We start from the raw sequence: 17566 nt of genomic DNA on the forward strand, positions 1-17566 counted from the left end.
TCGGCGCGCGGCCGCGCCGTTGATGCTTCGTTGCCTATTAGTGGTGCTGCTCGAGTCGTGACCGCCGCGCGCCTCAGCGTGCGGCCGCCGACACGTCGTTGGGCAGGTCTGTGGCGCCGATCACTCGCCACACGTCGTCCGCCGTGGTTGCAGCGGCCAACGCAGGTATGGCTTGCGGGTCGTTGAAGACGTTCGCGAGTTCTGCGACCGAGTGCACGTGGGCATCCGACGTGGCCACGGCCAGGCCGACCACGACGCTGACGGGATCATTGTGCGGATGCCCGAACGTGACGGGTGTTGCGAGCGTGACGACCGAGAGGCCGTCGGCCAGCACATCGGGGCCCGGCCGAGCGTGCGCCAGCGCGAGGCCGGGCGCGATCACGATGTATGCGCCGAATTCGTCGACCACCTGGATCATGCGTGCCGTGTAGCTGTCACGTGTCGCTCCCGATCGGCGCAGTGCATTCCCGGCCAACCGCACCGCGGCGCGCCAATCCGACGCGTGCACACCGAGGTCGATGGCAGAGTCGGGCAGCGGCGGAAGCGACATGATCACAAGCGTATCGCTCCCCCCTGTCAAAGCCTCGTCAGGCGGCGTCGAAGCCCGCCGAGATCGCGTCGGCGATGTCTTCCCGGTCTTCAAGCGGCAGGAAGGCCGACCGCGCCGCGTTGAGCTGGAACGTCTCGAGATCGTCGAGGTCGTAGCCGAAGGCATCCGCGAGCAGGGCGAGCTCCCTGCTGAGCGATGTGCGGCTCATCAGCCGGTTGTCGGTGTTCACCGTGACGCGGAAACCCAGCTGGTAGAGCAGGTCGAATGGGTGGTCGACCAACTCGTCGCCCCACGCCTCGATGGCGCCCGTCTGAAGGTTGGACGAAGGGCTCAGCTCGAGCGCGATCTCCCTGTCCTTCACCCACTGCGAGAGCCTGCCGAGCGAGACGTAGATGTTCTCGTCGTCCTGTCGCTCGACGGTGATGTCTTCGGCGAGGCGCACACCGTGACCGAGCCGCAGGGCCCTGCCGTCGATGAGCGCACCCTGGATGCTCGTGAGGCCGTCCGCCTCCCCCGCGTGCACCGTGGTCGGAAAGTAATGCTCGGCGAGGTAGTCGAAGGCGACGCGGTGGTTGCCCGCGGGGAACCCTGCCTCTGCACCCGCGATGTCGAAGCCGACGACGCCCGCATCCCTGTGTCGCACCGCGAGTTGCGCGATCTCGAGCGCGCGGTCGGCGTGACGCATGGCAGTGACGAGCTGTCCGACCCGGATGCCTCCTCCCGCTGCGCGCACGTCGGCCACGCCTTGCTCCAGCCCGCTCTGCACGGCCTCGACGGCCTGATCGAGGCTGAGTCCGCGGCTCACGTGCTGCTCGGGCGCCCAGCGCACCTCGCCGTATACGACACCGTCGGCGGCGAGGTCGAGCACGAATTCCCTGGCCACTCTGGCCAGGCCGTCGCGGGTCTGCATGACAGCGGTCGTGACGTCGAACGTCTTCAGGTACTCGACCAATGACCCGGAGTCCGACTGCTTCGCGAACCACGCGCCGAGGGCATCCGGATCGGTCTCCGGCAGGTCCAGTCCGATCTCGTCGGCCAGCTCGACGATGGTCTGCGGACGCAGCCCGCCGTCGAGGTGATCATGCAACGACACCTTGGGCAGTGTGCCCACCTCGACGCCGTCGACGACGTAGTGGGGGGTGCTGGTGGGCTCGGAATGCTCTGCGGGGACAGGGGCTTCGCTCATTGCTCCAGGTTATGGTGCTCGGGTCTCTCCCGCACTGCCGCAGCCGCCGGTCGGAACCTGTCGCACGCGCCAATGATCACAAGCGACGGGGCGCGCGGCGAGCCGTCAGTCGATGCGTTCGACGACGAGAGGTCCTCGCGGAGGCGCCGAGTCGGCGATGTCCCACGCGCCCTCGAGCGCCTCGAGTGCGCGCTCGAAGCGCACCGGGTCATCCGTCGACAGCGTGAACAGCGGATCGCCCTCTGACACCCGGTCGCCGAGCTGCGCGTGCAGATCGATTCCTGCCGCGTGCAGCACCGGGTCTTGTTGCCTGGCACGGCCAGCGCCGAGGCGCCACGCGGCAACGCCGAACGCAAGGGCATCCTGCCGCGCCACGACTCCCGAGCGCGACGCCGTGACCGTGTGGGTCTCTCGCGCGCGCGGCAGCGGGGCATCCGGATCTCCGTCCTGAGCCCGGATGATTGAACGCCACGAATCCATGGCCCTGCCGGACTTGAGGGCCTCCTCGACGTCGGCGTCTGGCTGACCGGCCAGGCGCAGCATCTCGCGAGCGAGCGCGAGCGTGAGCTCCACGATGTCGCCGGGGCCGCCGCCCGCGAGCACGTCCACCGACTCGCGCACCTCGTTGGCGTTCCCGATGGCCCGGCCGAGCGGGGCATTCATATCGGTCAGCAACGCGGATGTCGCGACACCGGCATCCTGCCCGAGCTCCACCATGGTGCGCGCCAGCTCGCGTGCGCTGTCGAGGTCGCGCATGAACGCACCCGAGCCGAACTTGACGTCGAGCACGAGCGCGCCCGTACCCTCCGCGATCTTCTTGCTCATGATCGACGATGCGATGAGCGGGATAGCCTCGACCGTTCCCGTGATGTCGCGCAGCGCGTACAGCTTCTTGTCGGCCGGCGCGAGTCCGGCACCTGCCGCGCAGATCACGCCGCCGACACCGCGCAACTGCGCCAGAAGCTCCTCGTTGCTGAGGGATGCCCGCCAGCCCGAGATGCTCTCCAGCTTGTCGAGCGTGCCACCGGTGTGCCCCAGCCCGCGGCCAGACAGCTGGGGGACGGCGACGCCGAACGATGCGACAAGCGGCACGAGCGGCAGCGTGATCTTGTCGCCCACCCCGCCCGTCGAGTGCTTGTCGACCGTCGGCTTGCCGAGATCGGCGAAGCTCATCCGCTCTCCACTGGAGATCATCGCGAGGGTGAGATCCCTGATCTCGCGCCGCGACATCCCGTTCAACAGCACCGCCATGGCCCACGCCGACATCTGCTCGTCGGCGACGTAGCCACGCGTGTACGCGTCGATCAGCCAGTCGATCTGCGCGGTCGAGAGCTCGCCGTGGTCGCGCTTTGCTCTGATGAGGTCGACGGCGTCGAATGCCTCAGGCATGGAACTCCTCGAGATCCCGGCGACCGAAGGCATCCGGGATCACCTCGTCGATGGAACGGATGCCCGAGACGGTTTCCAGAAGCATGCCGGGCACGGAGTGTTCATACAGCAGCTGCCTGCAGCGTCCACATGGCATGATGACCTCGCCGTCGCCGTTCACGCAGGTGAATGCGACGAGCTGCCCGCCCCCTGTCATGTGCAGCATCGAGACCAGCGAGCACTCGGCGCACAGCGTGAGGCCGTAGCTGGCGTTCTCGACGTTGCACCCAGACACGACGCGGCCGTCCGTGGCGAGGGCCGCGGCCCCGACGGGGAACCGGGAGTAAGGGACGTACGCCCTTCTCATGGCTTCTTCGGCTTCGGTGCGCAAAGCGCCCCAATCGATGTCGCCTGCGTGCTCGAGCTCGAAACTCATTGCGTCCTTCCCCGTGCTCAGGACTTGATGTACGGCTTTCCGGATGCTGCCGGCCCGCGCACGTAGCCCACGAACCCTGCCACGGCGAGGATCGTCACAACGTAGGGCAGCATCAGCAGGAACTCGCTCGGTACCGGCGAACCGACCGCCGCGAGGGTGTACTGCAGGTTGCTGGCGAAGCCAAACAGCAAGGCTGCCAGCGTGGCGCGGATCGGATCCCAGCGCCCGAAGATGACCGCGGCGAGCGCGATGTATCCCTGCCCTCCCGTCATGTCTTGACTGAAGGAGCCCACCGATCCGAGCGTGAAGTATGCACCGCCGAGGCCGACGATGGCGCCGGCTAGCGAGACGTTCCAGAACCGGGTGCCCGAGACGTTGATGCCGACGGTGTCGGCGGCTTGAGGATGCTCGCCCACCGACCGCAGACGCAGACCCCAGCGCGTGTGGAACAGCCCGATGTAGACCGCCGCGACAGCGATGTACATGAGGTACACGATGATCGACTGGTCGAACAGCACGGGTCCGATCACCGGGATCGCCGACAGCCCTGGAATCGGGAGGTTCGGCAGCCGCGGCGGGTCGTTGAGCAAGGTCGAGTTCTTGGCGAGCACCTCGCTGTACAGGAAGTTCGTCAAACCGAGCACGAGCACGTTGATCACGACCCCAACGATCACCTGGTCGACGTAGTACTTGATCGCGAATGCGGCGAGGATGAACGAGACGAGCACGCCGGCCACGAGGGCCGCCAGCAGGCCGAGCCAGATCGACCGCGTCATGCTGCCGACCATGGCCGCAAGGAACGCACCGCCGAGCAGCTGACCCTCGATCGCGATGTTCACGACGCCGCTGCGCTCGGAGAGCACGCCGCCCATGGCGCCGAAGATATACGGCACGCTCAGGCTCACCGTGCCCAGGAGCAGGCTCGTGATGGGCAACGGGCGTGAGCCGGCTCCCGCGGCCCAGGTCAGGAACGTGACAACGAAGAGGAAGGCGAACACACCCGAGTACCAGAGCGGAACCCGGGCGAAGCGGCCAACCAGCCACCAGCTCAGCGCGGCCATGACCGCGAGGATGACCGTGAGCACGACGCATGTCAGCGTCGTCGGGAGCACGAGTTGGGGCAGGCTCAGCGCCACTCGTCCACCAGCGAACGTGAACGTGGTGTCGCCGCCGCGGCGCAAGACCACGAAGAGCACGATCGACAGCACGGCGACCGCGCTGAGGATGATCGGGGTCTTGTAGCTGCGGACGATCGTCTTCTCGAGAACGATCGGCGAGGCATCCGGAATCGTGTGATCTGCCGTGGTGGTCATTCCGCTGCCACCTCCTTCGGAGCGATGGATGCCTGCGTCGACTTCGACCGCCTCTTGCTAGGCGGGCGCCTGCCCGGGGTCGGAAGCCGGAAGATCGCCCGCACGAGCGGCGGGGCCGCGATGAACAGCACGATGAGCGACTGCACGACGAGCACGATGTCGATCGGGATGTCGTTGGCCGCCTGCATGAGGAACCCGCCGGCTTTGAACGCGCCGAACAGCACGCCTGCGATGAAGATGCCGAGTGGCCGGGACCGGCCGAGCAAGGCGACCGTGATGGCGTCGAACCCGATGCCGGCGTCGATGCCCGAGCCGAAGCCAGTGGTCGAGGTGCCGAGCACCTGGCTCGTCGCGGCCAGTCCCACGAGGGCGCCGCTGATCACCATTGCCCAGACGAGGGCGCTGTTCACGCTGATGCCGGCAACGCGCGCTGCGTGCGGGTTCTCGCCGACGGCACGGAACTTGAATCCCAAGCTGGATCGCTCGAGGAGCCACCAGACGAACACCGTCGCAGCGATGGCGATCACGAAGCCCCAGTGCAGCGAGTACTGCGGCCCGAATATCGGCGGCAGGATCGCGTTGGGCAGGATCGCCGGCGACTTCGGGTTGTTGGTGCCGGGCGCCTGCAGGGCACCAGGCGTGCGAAGCAGGTACGAGATGAGGTAGAACCCGATCCAGTTGAGCATGATCGTGACGATCACCTCGTGCGCGCCGGTTCGCGCCTTCAGCACACCCGCGACGGCGGCCCAGACGGCACCACCGACGGCTCCGGCGGCCAGCGCGACGATGAGGTGGATGACCGGCGGCAGGTGGAACGACCAGCCGACCCAGCCGCACAGCGCCGCGGCAATGAGCATCTGCCCTTGCGCGCCGATGTTGAACATGCCGGTGCGGAACGCGAGGCCCACGCCGAGCCCGGCGGCGATCAGGGGCGTCGCGAACGTGAGCGTGTCCATGAACGGGCGGATGCCCGTCGCGAACGTCGGGCGCCCGAAGTTGTAGATGGATCCCTGGAACAGGGACGTGTACGCACCCGAGACGACGTTCCAGATGGCCTGCAGCGTGTCCGTCGGGCGTGCGAAGAAGTATCCGGCGGCGTGTTGAACGCCCGGATCGGTCAGCGCGATAAGGATGGCGCCGGCCACGAGGGCCAGCACCACGGCGAGGATGGAGATGACCACGCTGCCGCCCATGATCTGGCGAACGGCGTCATTCCACCGATTCGACTGGTCGTCTTCGGGTGGCACGGAGGTGCCGGACTCCAGCGCGACATCGGCTTCTCCCGCCGCGCTCTCCTCGGCCAGCTGGTCGCTCACGCGGCCTCTCCTCTCGGGTTCCCGTGGTCTGGCGTGGGCACCGAGGTGCCGGGTCCGGGACCGGTCGGGTGCGAGGCATCCGGTCGCTCCCCCGCCATCATGATGCCCAGCGTCTCTCGGTCGGTTCCGCCGGGAACGATTCCGACGATGCCGCCCCGGTACATGACGGCGATGCGGTCGGCGAGCGCGTCGACCTCGTCGAGCTCGGTCGAGACCACGATGACCGGGATGCCCGAGTCACGCGCCTCCACGATGCGCTTGTGCACGAACTCGATCGAACCGACGTCGAGCCCTCGCGTCGGCTGCGCGGCGACGAGGAGGCGCAGCTCGCGGCTGAGCTCGCGAGCGAGCACGACCTTCTGCTGGTTCCCGCCGGAGAGGGTGCCGACGGGGGTGTCGATGCTCTGGGTGCGGACGTCGAACTCGCGCACCTTCTCGGTGGCGAATTCGGAGCGATACCGAAGGCGCAGTCCTCCGGATTTGACGAACGGCTCGGAGTCGGAGCGGTCGAGCATGAGGTTCTCCGCTATCGAGAATCCACCGACCAGGCCGTCTTCGTTGCGGTCCTCGGGCACGAAGCCGACTCCGGCCTCGAGCACCTTGCGCACGCTCTGCCCGTTGAGCCTCTTGCCGTCGAGCAGGATCTCGCCCTCGACGTGCTCCTGGAGCCCGAGCAGCGCCTCGGTCAGCTCCGTCTGCCCGTTGCCCTGCACGCCGGCGATCGCGAGGATCTCCCCCGCACGTACGTCGAAGTCGACGTGATTGACGACCAGCTGGCCGAGGTGGTCGATGACGGTAAGGCCGCGCACCTGCAGTGCGGCGTCGCCCGGCGTCGCCGGTTCTTTGTGCACCATCAGTTCGACCGCGCGTCCCACCATGAGCGACGCCAGTTCGGCGTTGCTCGCGGTCGGGGATGCCTCCCCCACCACCTTGCCGAGCCGCATGACCGTGATGCGGTCCGCCACCTCGCGCACCTCGCGGAGCTTGTGAGTGATGAAGACGATCGCCGTGCCTGCGTCGCGCAGCTGCTTCATGATCGCCATGAGCTCATCGGTCTCTTGCGGAGTGAGCACGGCGGTCGGCTCGTCGAAGACCAGCACCTTCGCGTCGCGCGAGAGCGCCTTGATGATCTCCACGCGCTGCTGAACGCCGACGGGTAGGTTCTCGATCAGCGCGTCGGGGTCGACGTCGAATCCGAAGCGCGACGAGATCTCTTGAACGCGTGTGCGGGCATCCTTGTGGTTGAGGAAGCCGGCGAAGCCCGTGCTCTCGTGGCCCAACATGACGTTCTCGGCCACGGTGAAGACCGGAATGAGCATGAAGTGCTGGTGCACCATGCCGATGCCCGCCTTCATGGCGTCGCCTGGGCCCTCGAAGTGCTGCACGACGTCATCGAGCAGGATCTCGCCCTCGTCGGCCTGGAGCAGGCCATAGAGCACGTTCATGAGTGTCGACTTGCCCGCGCCGTTCTCGCCCAGGATGCAGTGGATCTCACCCGGCTCGACGGTGAGCGAGATGTGATCGTTGGCGGTGAGTGAGCCGAATCGCTTGGTGATACCGCGAAGTTCGAGCTTCATGGAGTCAATCTACCTTTCACCGTCTTCCGCGCTGAGAACGGGGCGAGCTGGTGGCGGTGTCGCGTGCTGATTGCGCCAGTTCGGTGCGACTGCGCCCGAAAAGGTGGCGCAGTCGCGCCGAACTGGCGCACTCGCCGGGTACTGGAGCGTTGCTGACCGGACAAGCGTGTCGGGAGGCCATCCCCGAGGAGACGGCCTCCCGATACGGTCCGGTAGACGGGTCGGTCAGGACTTCGGCGAGGCCGGAGAGGTGACCTTGATGGAGCCGTCGATGATGCCGGCCTTGATCTTGTCGAGCTCCGACTTCAGGTTCGGGTCCACCTTCGACGCGAAGTCGTGGAACGGAGCGAGTCCGACGCCGTCGTTCTTCAGGGTTCCGACGTAGGGCGTGTTGGAGAACTTGCCCTTGGCCGCCTGCTCGACGACCGCCGAGGTGGAGGGCTTGATGCCCTTCATCACCGAGGTGAGCAGGATGCTCTGCACCTTCGGGTCGGTGTTATAGACATCCGCATCAACACCGATCATCGCGATCTGCTTGCCCGAGTCGGTGATGGCCTGAGCCGCCGACTGGTAGATCGGGCCACCGACGGGCATGATCACGTCGGCACCCTGGTCGATGATGCCCTGTGCGACCTGCTTGGCCGTGTCGTTGGCGTCGAAGCCACCGGTGAAGGAGCCCTTCTGGCTGTCGACATCCCAGCCGACGACCTGCACGTTCTTGCCCTTCTGCTGGTTGAAGTACTTCACGCCGTCCACGAAGCCGTCCATGAAGATGGTCACGGTCGGGATCTGCATGCCGCCGAAGGTTCCCACGACGCCGGACTTCGAGTAGCTGGCTGCTGCGTAACCGCCGAGGAACGCCGCCTGCGCCGTGTCGAAAATGATCGGCTTGACGTTGGGTGCGGTGATCGAGTTGTCGTCGATGATCGCGAAGTTCGTGTCGCTGTTCGCCTTGGCCGCGGCCTTTGTGGCGTCAGCGAGCAGGAAGCCGACCGTGATGACCAGGTTGCAGTTCTGGTCGACCATGCTGTTGATGTTCGGTGCGAAGTCGTTCTCGGTCTTCGACTCGGCGCTCTTGTACTTCGTGCCGAGCTGCTTCGCCGTGTCGACCAGGCCCTCGAAGCCCAGCTGGTTGAACGAGTGGTCGTCGAAACCACCGGAGTCGGACACCATGCACGGCAGGAACTTGGATGCCGCGGCACTCGTCGTGCTGCTCGACGACGGCGCCTGCCCGCAGCCGGCCAGCAGGGCGAGCGCACTTGCTGCGGCGAGTCCCGCCAGCGCTACCTTGCGAACTTTCAATGTCACGTTGTCCTCCAGCTGAAGAAGATCTGCGCGAGCGCGCGAGACGTCGATCGACGTTACCCAACGTTACGAACCGCTTTGATTGCGGTACGAACTTCTTAACGTCGCCGTTATCATCTTGTTTCTTTTGAGCATCGTCCGGCCACCGCGTGCTCAAAAGTGCAGTCGATACGGGGTGGAATCCGCAAACGCGCACACGTCCGATGGGGGGCTTCGATACGCGCCCTTGGCGCTACTCAGCCGGGGTGAGGGTCAACCCGCGGTGCGGTCCGGTCAGAGCACCTCGGTGGAGCCTGTAAGACGCAACGCCTCGACCACGGACTTGACGCGCTGCGCGTTCTCGCTCGTCGTGACCAGCAGCGCATCCGGGGTGTCCACGACGACTACGTTCTGAATGCCGATCAGGCTGATCACGCGCCCGGTCTGGCTGACCACGATGCCACTCGAGGCATCCGAGAGCACTCTCGCGTTCTCGCCGAGGATGGCGAGGTCTGTGGCACGCCCCCCGCTGTTGAGCTTGGCGAGCGAGGCGAAGTCACCGACGTCATCCCAAGCGAAGTGGCCGGGGATGACGGCGAGCTTGCCCGCGGCGGCGGCGGGCTCGGCGACCGAATAGTCGATCGCCACCTTGGTCAGCGACGGCCAGATGCGGTCGACGGCAGGTCCGCGGGTCGCGGGGTCATCCCACGCCTCGGCGAGCTCGAGAAGTCCGGCGAGGAGCTCTGGCTGCGACTTGCCGATCTCCTCGAGCAGCACGGACGCGCGCGAGATGAACATGCTCGCGTTCCAGAGATAATCGCCGCTCTCGAGGTAAGAGGTGGCCGTCTTCAGGTCCGGCTTCTCGACGAAGGAGAGCACCTGGCGTGCTGAGGAAGCTCCTTCGATCTCCAGCGCATCGCCCACGTGGATGTAGCCGAAGCCGACTGCCGGCTCCGTAGGCGTGATGCCGATCGTGGTGATGTATCCGGCTCGCGCGGCCGCGACGCCCTCGATGACGGCCGCGCGGAAGAGCGGTTCGTTGCCGATCACGTGGTCTGCGGCGAACGATCCGACGATGACGCCGGGCTCGCGGCGCTCCAGTATCGCTGCGGCCAGGCCGATGGCCGCCGTGGAGTCCCTGGGCTCGCTCTCGAGCACGACGTTGTGGTCGGCGAGCGCGGGGATCTGCCCCTCGACCGCCGCCCGGTGCGCCCGCCCGGTCACGATCATGACGCGCTGTGCCCCGCTCAGGGGCGCCAGCCTGTCCCAGGTTGCGCGCAGCAGTGTCGAGCCCGACCCGGTGAGGTCGTGCAGGAACTTCGGTGCGTCGGCTCGGGAGAGCGGCCAGAGCCGCGACCCGACGCCGCCGGCGGGGATGATGCAGTAGAAGTCCTGCAGTGGCAGTGCGCTCATGCCTCCCACAATAGGCTGGCCCCCGGTTTCGACACCCGACGGCGAGGCCGAGGGTTACGGCCGCCGACGAGAGCGGTTCAGCCGTGGTTCATCCGCATGCCACGGGGCACGGCGACCATGAGCGCATGCGGGTCGCCATCGTGAGCGAAAGCTTTCTGCCCACCGTCAACGGCGTGACCACAAGCGTCTGCCGAGTACTGGACGAATTGCGGGGGCGCGGCCACGACGCCACCGTCATTTGTCCCGGCCCTGGCGCACCACGCGAGTATGCGGGTTTTCCCGTGCACTCGGTTCCCTCGATCGCCTACCGGCAGTTCCCGCTGGGCATGCCGAACGGGCACGTGCAGCAGGTGCTCGCAGACTTCGCGCCCGACGTGCTGCACGCGGCGTCCCCGTTCCTTCTGGGCGCTCAGGCCATAGCCGCAGCCGGCCGGCTCGGTGTGGCGACGGTCGCCGTGTACCAGACGGATGTCGCCGGCTACGCCAAGCGCAATCGCCTGGGTCTCACCACGAGCCTCGCCTGGCGGTGGGTGCGGTGGGTGCACAACGGCGCCGATCTCACGCTCGCGCCGTCGACGGCATCCGCTCGCGACCTCGACCGGGCCGGCATCGTGCGGGTGCGGCTCTGGGGCCGCGGGGTCGACCTCGTGCGGTACCACCCCAACAACCGCCGCCGCGCCGACGCCGCAGCACTGCGCGAGCTGCTCTCTCCCGACGGTGAGGTCGTGGTCGGGTACGTCGGTCGCCTCGCCCCTGAGAAACAGGTCGAGCGGCTGGCGGCATTGCGCGGCATGGACGGCATCAGGGTGGCGATCGTGGGCGATGGGCCGAGCGAGGTCACCGTACGCAGGGCGTTGAAGCGGATGCCCGTCGCCTGGTTGGGAAGACGCGGCGGCGACGACCTCGGTGCAGCATACGCCGCCATGGACGTCTTCGTGCACACGGGTACCGAGGAGACGTTCGGGCAGACCGTGCAGGAGGCGCATGCCACGGGCATCCCCGTGGTCGCACCGAACGCGGGCGGCCCCATCGACCTCGTGCAGCCGGGAGTAGACGGGTATCTCGTCACGAACGACGCGGAGCTGCGCGACGCCGTGCAGGGTCTCGTCGACGACGGCGCTCTGCGCAGGCGGATGGGCGAGGCGGGCCGGCGAGCGGTGCTCCACTCGTCGTGGGCCGAACTGTGCGACGAACTGCTCACCCACTACGAGGCAGCGATCGCGCACAGGGCGGCATCCGGCGCGCGCCTTCAACGTGCTCTTGACTACTGAGCCCGCGAGCCTGCGGCAGCGCAAAAAGGGTCGGCATCGCCCACGCAGGCTTAGGGTGTCACGGGGCGGCGCCGTCGCCCAGGCTTTGACCCAGTTGCAGCCGAAGGAGGCGAACCATGGCCGAACGCAGGCGACGTGTCATCCCCATCCCGTTCCGAGCGCGAACACGGCCCGTTGCGTCGCAGCCTTCGCCTGGGCCTGTGGAGCAGCCTGCCCAGCGAACCCGAAGCACGATCGTCGACGCAGCCATCTACGCGGACGGACGGCGTATCTCCTCCCCCACCTCGCTGGCCGACACCTACCGCGCGCTGCACGAGACGCCGGGCGGTGTGGCCTGGATCGGTCTCTACCGGCCGAGCGAGACGGAGCTGCACTCGTTGGCGCACGAGTTCGACCTGCATGAGCTCGCCGTCGAAGACGCCATCTCGGCGCATCAGCGACCCAAGCTGGAGCGCTACGACGATGTGCTGTTCGTGGTGCTGCGTGCCGCGAACTACCTCGACGTTCCCGAAGAGGTGTCGTTCGGTGAAGTTCACGTGTTCGTCGGGCCGAACTTCGTGATCACGGTGCGGCACAGCGAGTCGCCGGATCTGTCTCAGGTGCGGCATCGCATGGAGCACGACCCGGAGCTGCTCGCCCTAGGGACGCAGAGCATCCTCTACGCGATCGTCGACGCCATCGTCGACGGCTACGCTCCCGTCGTCGCCGGCCTCGCCAACGACATCGACGAGATCGAGACGCAGGTGTTCGCCGGTGAGGCAAACGTGTCACGTCGCATCTACGAGCTTTCGACCGAGGTGATCGACTTTCAGAGGGCGACGCATCCGCTCGCGGCCGTCATGGAGGCGCTCGAACTCGGCAGCGAGAAGTACGGCGTCACGCAGGAGCTGCAGCGCAATCTGCGCGACGTCGCCGACCACCTCACCCAGGTGAACGAGCGCGTCGACGACTTCAAGAGGATGCTCCGCGACATCCTCACGGTGAACGCCACGCTGGTCAGCGAGCGGCAGAACGCACGCATGACCGACCTCTCGGAGAGCGCGAACCGCCAGGGCGAAGAGGTGAAGAAGATCTCGTCGTGGGCGGCGATCCTGTTCGGGCCGACGCTCATCGCGGGCATCTACGGCATGAACTTCAAGGTCATGCCGGAACTGCATTGGGAGTACGGCTACCCGATGGCGGTCGGGCTCATGGCGCTCACGAGCGTCATCCTCTACGTGGTGTTCAAGCGACGGGGCTGGCTCTAGACGATCCGCTCAGCGACCATCGGCCGCGGCAAGCAGTTCGGCGGCAGTCTCGACGAAGCGGATGTGATCGTCCACCGAGTCGCTCGGCACCATGACGCGCAGAACGATCTCGTCGACCGCGTCGCGGTACTGGTGAATGCGGTCCGGGAATGTCGTTGCGTCCATCACGGTCTGCTCCGCACGGATGCCCAGTCTCTCGAAGTTCGCCGCGTAGGCGGGAGCACCGGCGTAGCGCCTGGTCTCCTCGGCCAGCCGGGCGTCGGCCTCGTGGTCGAGTGCGGTGCGGACGTAGAGCGCGACGTGCGTCTCGGATGCCAGCGCGTGCGCCTCGGCCGCCTGTTCGCGCGCGACGCCTGGCGTGAGCCAACTCAGCAGCGGCCCATCGGCCTGCCGCGCCGCGAGGCTCCGCATCTTCGGGCCGAGCGCGCCGACGAGCACACGGGCAGCGCTCCCCTCGTGCAGCTCGTCGACGGCATCCGAGACCAGCGAGAGCGCGCCCTTGCGCGTCGCGCCCGCCCCGATGCCGAGCACCAGCCGATGCTCCGGGATGCCTCCACGTTGCACAGCATTCACGATCTCGTCCGGATGCCTGCGATCCACGGGAACGACGCCGGTCGCCAGCACGAGGTCGTGCGTGGCATCCGCCGCTGCTGCAAGCGCAGCGAGTGAGTCCCCGCCAGGCGTGTCGTTCACCCACAGCGAGCGGAAACCACATCGCTCGACGACGGAGGCGAGACGGGCGATCGAGTCGGCGCCGAGCGTTCCGGCGACGCCGATGGAGACATCCGCTGTACTCATGCCTCAAGGGTGCACCATCGTCGCGTTCTTGGGCAGGGCGCTGGAGCGCACGGTCAGCCGGAAAGCGGACGGTCCGCCGGAAGGAATACGTCGTCGGACCCGACAGGTCGGCTGTTTTCCGGCCGAACACGCGAGGAATTCAGGGGTGGCGAATTTGTCTCGACGTCGAGACAGTTAGGCTGTCGTTGAAAGCGAGCCCTCGGGCCGGGACGTAGACTGATTCAGCGCTGATTCCGCGTGCCGTCGCGCCGCGTGAGGCGCTCGCGCAAGGTACCTATCAGGGAGGGTCGTCCGTGCCAGCAGAAACGGCAGACACTCTCGAGCCGACGAGGAATCGGCCCGGGGGAACGCTGTACCGGGGTCGGGAAGGCATGTGGTCGTGGGTGCTTCACCGCATCACCGGCGTGGCGATCTTCTTCTTCCTGCTCGTGCACATCCTCGACTCGGTCGTGCTCGGCATCAGCCCGCAGGCCTACAACGCGGTCATCGGCACGTACAAGAACCCCATCATGGGCCTCGGTGAGACGGCCCTCGTCGCGGCCATCGCGTTCCACGCGCTGAACGGCATCCGCATCATCCTGATCGACTTCTGGAGCAAGGGCGCCAAGTATCAGAAGGTCATGTTCTGGACCGTGATCGTGCTGTGGGTCGTGCTCATGCTCGGGTTCGCTCCCGTTCACCTGCACAACGTCTTCTCAGAGGGAGCAGCGTCGTGACCACCATCGAGGCCCCCCGCACGCCCGCACGCCCGCCTCGTTCTAAGGGCGTGAACTGGGAGAAGTGGGGATGGGTCTACATGCGCGCCTCTGGCGTGCTGCTCGTCGTGCTGATCTTCGGTCACCTCATCGTCAACCTCGTGCTGGGCCAAGGCATCAAGGCCGTCGACTTCGGGTTCGTCGCAGGCAAATGGGCAGACCCGTTCTGGCGCGTCTGGGACGGCCTGATGCTGTGGCTGGCGCTCATCCACGGCGGCAACGGCATGCGCACCATCGTGAACGACTACGCCAGAGGCAGGGCGGTGAACCGCACGCTCAAGGTGCTGATCCTGCTGGCCGTCGTCGTGCTGATCCTGCTCGGCACCTACACGGTCACGTTCTTCGACCCGTGCCCCAGCGGAGCACCAGCGCACCTGCTGCCCGACTTCTGCTCGACCATCACCAAGTAAGCCACGACGGCGCTACGACGAGAACCGAAAGCTACGGAACCCCCACGTGACTGAACAGATCGCAGACGGAGCCGTGATCGACGGCGTGCATTACCACCAGTTCGACATCGTCATCGTCGGCGCAGGGGGCGGAGGCATGCGCGCCGCCATCGAGGCCGGACCGCACGCGAAGACCGCCGTCATCTCCAAGCTCTACCCCACCAGGTCGCACACGGGCGCGGCGCAGGGCGGCATGGCCGCGGCGCTGTCGAACGTGGAGGAGGACAACTGGGAGTGGCACACCTACGACACCGTCAAGGGCGGTGACTACCTCGTCGATCAGGATGCCGCCGAGATCCTCGCGAAAGAGGCGATCGACGCGGTCATCGACCTCGAGAACATGGGTCTGCCGTTCAACCGCACCCCAGAGGGCAAGATCGACCAGCGCCGGTTCGGCGGCCACACCCGCGATCACGGCAAGGCGGCCGTGCGCCGTGCGTGCTACGCGGCGGACCGCACGGGGCACATGATCCTGCAGACGCTGTTCCAGAACTGCGTCAAGCTCGGCATCAACTTCTTCAACGAGTTCTACGTGCTCGACCTGGTCATGACCGAGGTGGACGGCCAGCGCCGGCCAGCGGGTGTCGTCGCCTACGAGCTCGCCACCGGCGAGTTGCACGTGTTCCAGTCCAAGGCCGTGATCTTCGCGACCGGTGGTTTCGGCAAGATCTACAAGACGACATCCAATGCCCACACGCTCACGGGTGACGGGGTCGGCATCATCTGGCGCAAGGGCCTGCCGCTCGAGGACATGGAATTCTTCCAGTTCCACCCGACCGGGCTCGCGGGCCTGGGCATCCTGCTGACGGAGGGCGCGCGCGGCGAGGGAGCCATTCTGCGCAACGGTTCAGGTGAGCGCTTCATGGAGCGTTACGCCCCGACCATCAAAGACCTCGCACCGCGCGACATCGTGGCTCGGAGCATGGTGCAGGAGGTGCTCGACGGCAGGGGCGCTGGTCCGAACAAGGACTACGTGCTGCTGGACTGCACGCACCTCGGCGCCGAGGTGCTCGAGACCAAGCTGCCGGATATCACCGAGTTCGCCCGCACCTACCTCGGCGTCGACCCGGTCGTCGAGCCGGTTCCGGTGATGCCGACGGCGCACTACGCGATGGGCGGCATCCCGACGAACACCGACGCAGAGGTGCTCATCGACAACGACACGGTCGTGCCGGGCCTGTACGCGGCGGGCGAGTGCGCATGCGTCTCGGTGCACGGATCCAACCGCCTAGGCACGAACTCGCTGCTCGACATCAACGTGTTCGGCAAGCGCAGCGGCCGCAATGCGGTCGAGTACGTGAAGACGGCCGACTTCGTGCCGCTGCCGGATGATGCAGCGGCGGGCGTTCGAGGCATGCTCGAGAACCTGCGGAACTCGAGCGGCACCGAGCGGATCGCGGCCATCCGCAAGGAGCTCCAAGACGAGATGGACCGCAACGCCCAGGTGTTCCGCACGGATGAGACGCTCGCAGCCGTGACCGAGACGATCCACGGGCTGCGGGAGCGCTATCGGAACGTGCAGGTGCAGGACAAGGGCAAGCGGTTCAACACCGATCTGCTCGAGGCCGTCGAACTCGGATTCCTGCTCGACCTCGCCGAGGTGGTCGTGTTCTCTGCTCGCAACCGCAAGGAGAGCCGCGGCGGCCACATGCGCGACGACTACCCGAAGCGCGACGACGAGAACTACATGAAGCACACCATGGCCTACCTCACCGGCGACCCGCACTCGTCGAACCCGGCAGACCACATCAAGCTCGACTGGAAACCCGTCGTGGTCACCCGCTACCAGCCGATGGAGAGGAAGTACTGATGTCCACCGCCGTCGCGACAGACGCGCCAGAGCAGGACCAGGCATCCGAGGCGCCCGAGCCGATCAAGTCGTTCATCGTCACGCTGATCATTCGGCGCTTCGACCCGGATGTGGACAGCGAGCCGCACTGGGAGGACTTCGACGTCGAGGTATACCCGACGGACCGCATCCTGGATGCTCTGCACAAGATCAAGTGGGAGCAGGACGGTTCGCTCACGTTCCGCCGTTCGTGCGCACACGGCGTGTGCGGCTCGGATGCCATGCGCATCAACGGCCGCAATCGCCTGGCATGCAAGACCCTGATCAAGGATCTCGACGTGCAGAAGCCCATCTACGTCGAGGCCATCAAGGGTCTGCCGCTGGAGAAGGACCTCGTCGTCGACATGGATCCGTTCTTCGCCTCCTACCGTGAGGTTCAGCCGTTCCTGCAGGCCAGCTCGGCACCGCCTGAGGGCAAGGAGCGCATCCAGTCCGTCGCAGACAGGGCGCGCTTCGACGACACGACCAAGTGCATCCTGTGCGCCGCGTGCACGTCGTCGTGCCCCGTGTTCTGGACCGACGGTCAGTACTTCGGACCGGCGGCCATCGTGAACGCCCACAGGTTCATCTTCGATTCTCGCGACGATGCAGCCCAGGTGCGCCTTGACATCCTCAACGACAAAGAGGGTGTGTGGCGCTGCCGCACCACGTTCAACTGCTCGGATGCCTGCCCCCGTGGCATCCAGGTGACGCAGGCGATCGCAGAGGTGAAGCAGGCGATCATGCGCGGTCGCCCCTAGGCGGCAAGGACTCG

16 protein-coding genes are annotated in these 17566 nt (G+C 66.7%); 6 read left to right on the forward strand and 10 right to left on the reverse strand.

The genetic code is table 11. The annotated features are described in order from the left end of the window. Positions 1 to 73 precede the first annotated feature (73 nt). From ACO2Q7_RS16570 to ACO2Q7_RS16610, 9 genes are all read right to left on the reverse strand, one after another. On the reverse strand, positions 74 to 550 hold the full coding sequence (locus ACO2Q7_RS16570) for a PTS sugar transporter subunit IIA (RefSeq protein ID WP_423356815.1): 477 nt from the start codon (positions 548 to 550) through the stop codon (positions 74 to 76). A 37-nt stretch (positions 551 to 587) separates the two neighbouring features. After that, a complete protein-coding gene (locus tag ACO2Q7_RS16575; RefSeq protein ID WP_423356816.1) occupies positions 588 to 1736 on the reverse strand; it encodes an adenosine deaminase in 1149 nt (382 codons plus the stop codon). Between the two features lie 105 nt (positions 1737 to 1841). Further along, positions 1842 to 3125 (reverse strand): thymidine phosphorylase, encoded by a 1284-nt coding sequence (locus ACO2Q7_RS16580; RefSeq protein WP_423356817.1) that lies wholly within the window; start codon positions 3123 to 3125, stop codon positions 1842 to 1844. After that, positions 3118 to 3540: a cytidine deaminase gene (locus ACO2Q7_RS16585; protein WP_423356818.1), complete on the reverse strand. Its 423-nt coding sequence runs from the start codon at positions 3538 to 3540 to the stop codon at positions 3118 to 3120. Before ACO2Q7_RS16585 ends, ACO2Q7_RS16580 begins: the two co-directional genes overlap by 8 nt. A gap of 17 nt (positions 3541 to 3557) precedes the next feature. Continuing rightward, complete coding sequence (locus ACO2Q7_RS16590; RefSeq protein ID WP_423356819.1) at positions 3558 to 4853, reverse strand: ABC transporter permease; 1296 nt, start codon at positions 4851 to 4853, stop codon at positions 3558 to 3560. Continuing rightward, complete coding sequence (locus tag ACO2Q7_RS16595) at positions 4850 to 6169, reverse strand: ABC transporter permease (RefSeq protein WP_423356820.1); 1320 nt, start codon at positions 6167 to 6169, stop codon at positions 4850 to 4852. The genes ACO2Q7_RS16590 and ACO2Q7_RS16595 overlap by 4 nt, the downstream gene beginning before the upstream one ends. Then, positions 6166 to 7746, reverse strand: coding sequence for an ABC transporter ATP-binding protein (locus ACO2Q7_RS16600; protein WP_423356821.1), 1581 nt, complete (start codon positions 7744 to 7746; stop codon positions 6166 to 6168). Before ACO2Q7_RS16600 ends, ACO2Q7_RS16595 begins: the two co-directional genes overlap by 4 nt. A 225-nt stretch (positions 7747 to 7971) precedes the next feature. Beyond that, positions 7972 to 9054 (reverse strand): BMP family lipoprotein, encoded by a 1083-nt coding sequence (locus tag ACO2Q7_RS16605; RefSeq protein ID WP_423356822.1) that lies wholly within the window; start codon positions 9052 to 9054, stop codon positions 7972 to 7974. A gap of 270 nt (positions 9055 to 9324) precedes the next feature. After that, entirely contained in the window at positions 9325 to 10443 is a 1119-nt protein-coding gene (locus tag ACO2Q7_RS16610; RefSeq protein WP_423356823.1) for a mannose-1-phosphate guanylyltransferase, read from the reverse strand. A gap of 125 nt (positions 10444 to 10568) precedes the next feature. Here ACO2Q7_RS16610 and ACO2Q7_RS16615 point away from each other — a divergent pair, with 125 nt between their 5' ends. Both ACO2Q7_RS16615 and corA read left to right on the forward strand, forming a co-directional pair. Further along, positions 10569 to 11714: a glycosyltransferase family 4 protein gene (locus tag ACO2Q7_RS16615; protein WP_423356824.1), complete on the forward strand. Its 1146-nt coding sequence runs from the start codon at positions 10569 to 10571 to the stop codon at positions 11712 to 11714. A gap of 116 nt (positions 11715 to 11830) precedes the next feature. Further along, entirely contained in the window at positions 11831 to 12961 is a 1131-nt protein-coding gene (corA, locus tag ACO2Q7_RS16620) for a magnesium/cobalt transporter CorA (protein WP_423356825.1), read from the forward strand. 9 nt (positions 12962 to 12970) lie between these two features. On the opposite strand, the gene ACO2Q7_RS16625 is transcribed toward corA, so the two are convergent. Next, complete coding sequence (locus tag ACO2Q7_RS16625) at positions 12971 to 13759, reverse strand: LLM class flavin-dependent oxidoreductase (RefSeq protein ID WP_423356826.1); 789 nt, start codon at positions 13757 to 13759, stop codon at positions 12971 to 12973. 293 nt (positions 13760 to 14052) lie between these two features. Between ACO2Q7_RS16625 and sdhC the strand changes: the two genes are divergently transcribed. From sdhC to ACO2Q7_RS16645, 4 genes are read left to right on the forward strand one after another with little or no spacing between them, the layout of a single operon-like run. After that, a complete protein-coding gene (gene sdhC, locus ACO2Q7_RS16630; protein WP_423356827.1) occupies positions 14053 to 14475 on the forward strand; it encodes a succinate dehydrogenase, cytochrome b556 subunit in 423 nt (140 codons plus the stop codon). Then, positions 14472 to 14924, forward strand: a complete 453-nt coding sequence (locus ACO2Q7_RS16635; RefSeq protein ID WP_423356828.1) for a succinate dehydrogenase hydrophobic membrane anchor subunit — start codon at positions 14472 to 14474, stop codon at positions 14922 to 14924. Before sdhC ends, ACO2Q7_RS16635 begins: the two co-directional genes overlap by 4 nt. Before the next feature lie 46 nt (positions 14925 to 14970). Beyond that, on the forward strand, positions 14971 to 16773 hold the full coding sequence (gene sdhA, locus ACO2Q7_RS16640; protein WP_423356829.1) for a succinate dehydrogenase flavoprotein subunit: 1803 nt from the start codon (positions 14971 to 14973) through the stop codon (positions 16771 to 16773). After that, positions 16773 to 17552 (forward strand): succinate dehydrogenase iron-sulfur subunit, encoded by a 780-nt coding sequence (locus ACO2Q7_RS16645; protein WP_423356830.1) that lies wholly within the window; start codon positions 16773 to 16775, stop codon positions 17550 to 17552. The genes sdhA and ACO2Q7_RS16645 overlap by 1 nt, the downstream gene beginning before the upstream one ends. The last annotated feature ends 14 nt before the right edge of the window (positions 17553 to 17566 follow it).

The organism is Rathayibacter sp. KR2-224 (assembly GCF_049446075.1).
GTDB lineage: Bacteria > Actinomycetota > Actinomycetes > Actinomycetales > Microbacteriaceae > Humibacter.

Bases quoted from the DNA above. Each gene is read 5' to 3' on its own strand.
- ACO2Q7_RS16570 (WP_423356815.1), bottom strand. From the start codon at position 550: ATGTCGCTTCCGCCGCTGCCCGACTCTGCCATCGACCTCGGTGTGCAC.
- ACO2Q7_RS16575 (WP_423356816.1), bottom strand. From the start codon at position 1,736: ATGAGCGAAGCCCCTGTCCCCGCAGAGCATTCCGAGCCCACCAGCACC.
- ACO2Q7_RS16580 (WP_423356817.1), bottom strand. From the start codon at position 3,125: ATGCCTGAGGCATTCGACGCCGTCGACCTCATCAGAGCAAAGCGCGAC.
- ACO2Q7_RS16585 (WP_423356818.1), bottom strand. From the start codon at position 3,540: ATGAGTTTCGAGCTCGAGCACGCAGGCGACATCGATTGGGGCGCTTTG.
- ACO2Q7_RS16590 (WP_423356819.1), bottom strand. From the start codon at position 4,853: ATGACCACCACGGCAGATCACACGATTCCGGATGCCTCGCCGATCGTT.
- ACO2Q7_RS16600 (WP_423356821.1), bottom strand. From the start codon at position 7,746: ATGAAGCTCGAACTTCGCGGTATCACCAAGCGATTCGGCTCACTCACC.
- ACO2Q7_RS16610 (WP_423356823.1), bottom strand. From the start codon at position 10,443: ATGAGCGCACTGCCACTGCAGGACTTCTACTGCATCATCCCCGCCGGC.
- ACO2Q7_RS16615 (WP_423356824.1), top strand. From the start codon at position 10,569: ATGCGGGTCGCCATCGTGAGCGAAAGCTTTCTGCCCACCGTCAACGGC.
- corA (WP_423356825.1), top strand. From the start codon at position 11,831: ATGGCCGAACGCAGGCGACGTGTCATCCCCATCCCGTTCCGAGCGCGA.
- ACO2Q7_RS16625 (WP_423356826.1), bottom strand. From the start codon at position 13,759: ATGAGTACAGCGGATGTCTCCATCGGCGTCGCCGGAACGCTCGGCGCC.
- ACO2Q7_RS16645 (WP_423356830.1), top strand. From the start codon at position 16,773: ATGTCCACCGCCGTCGCGACAGACGCGCCAGAGCAGGACCAGGCATCC.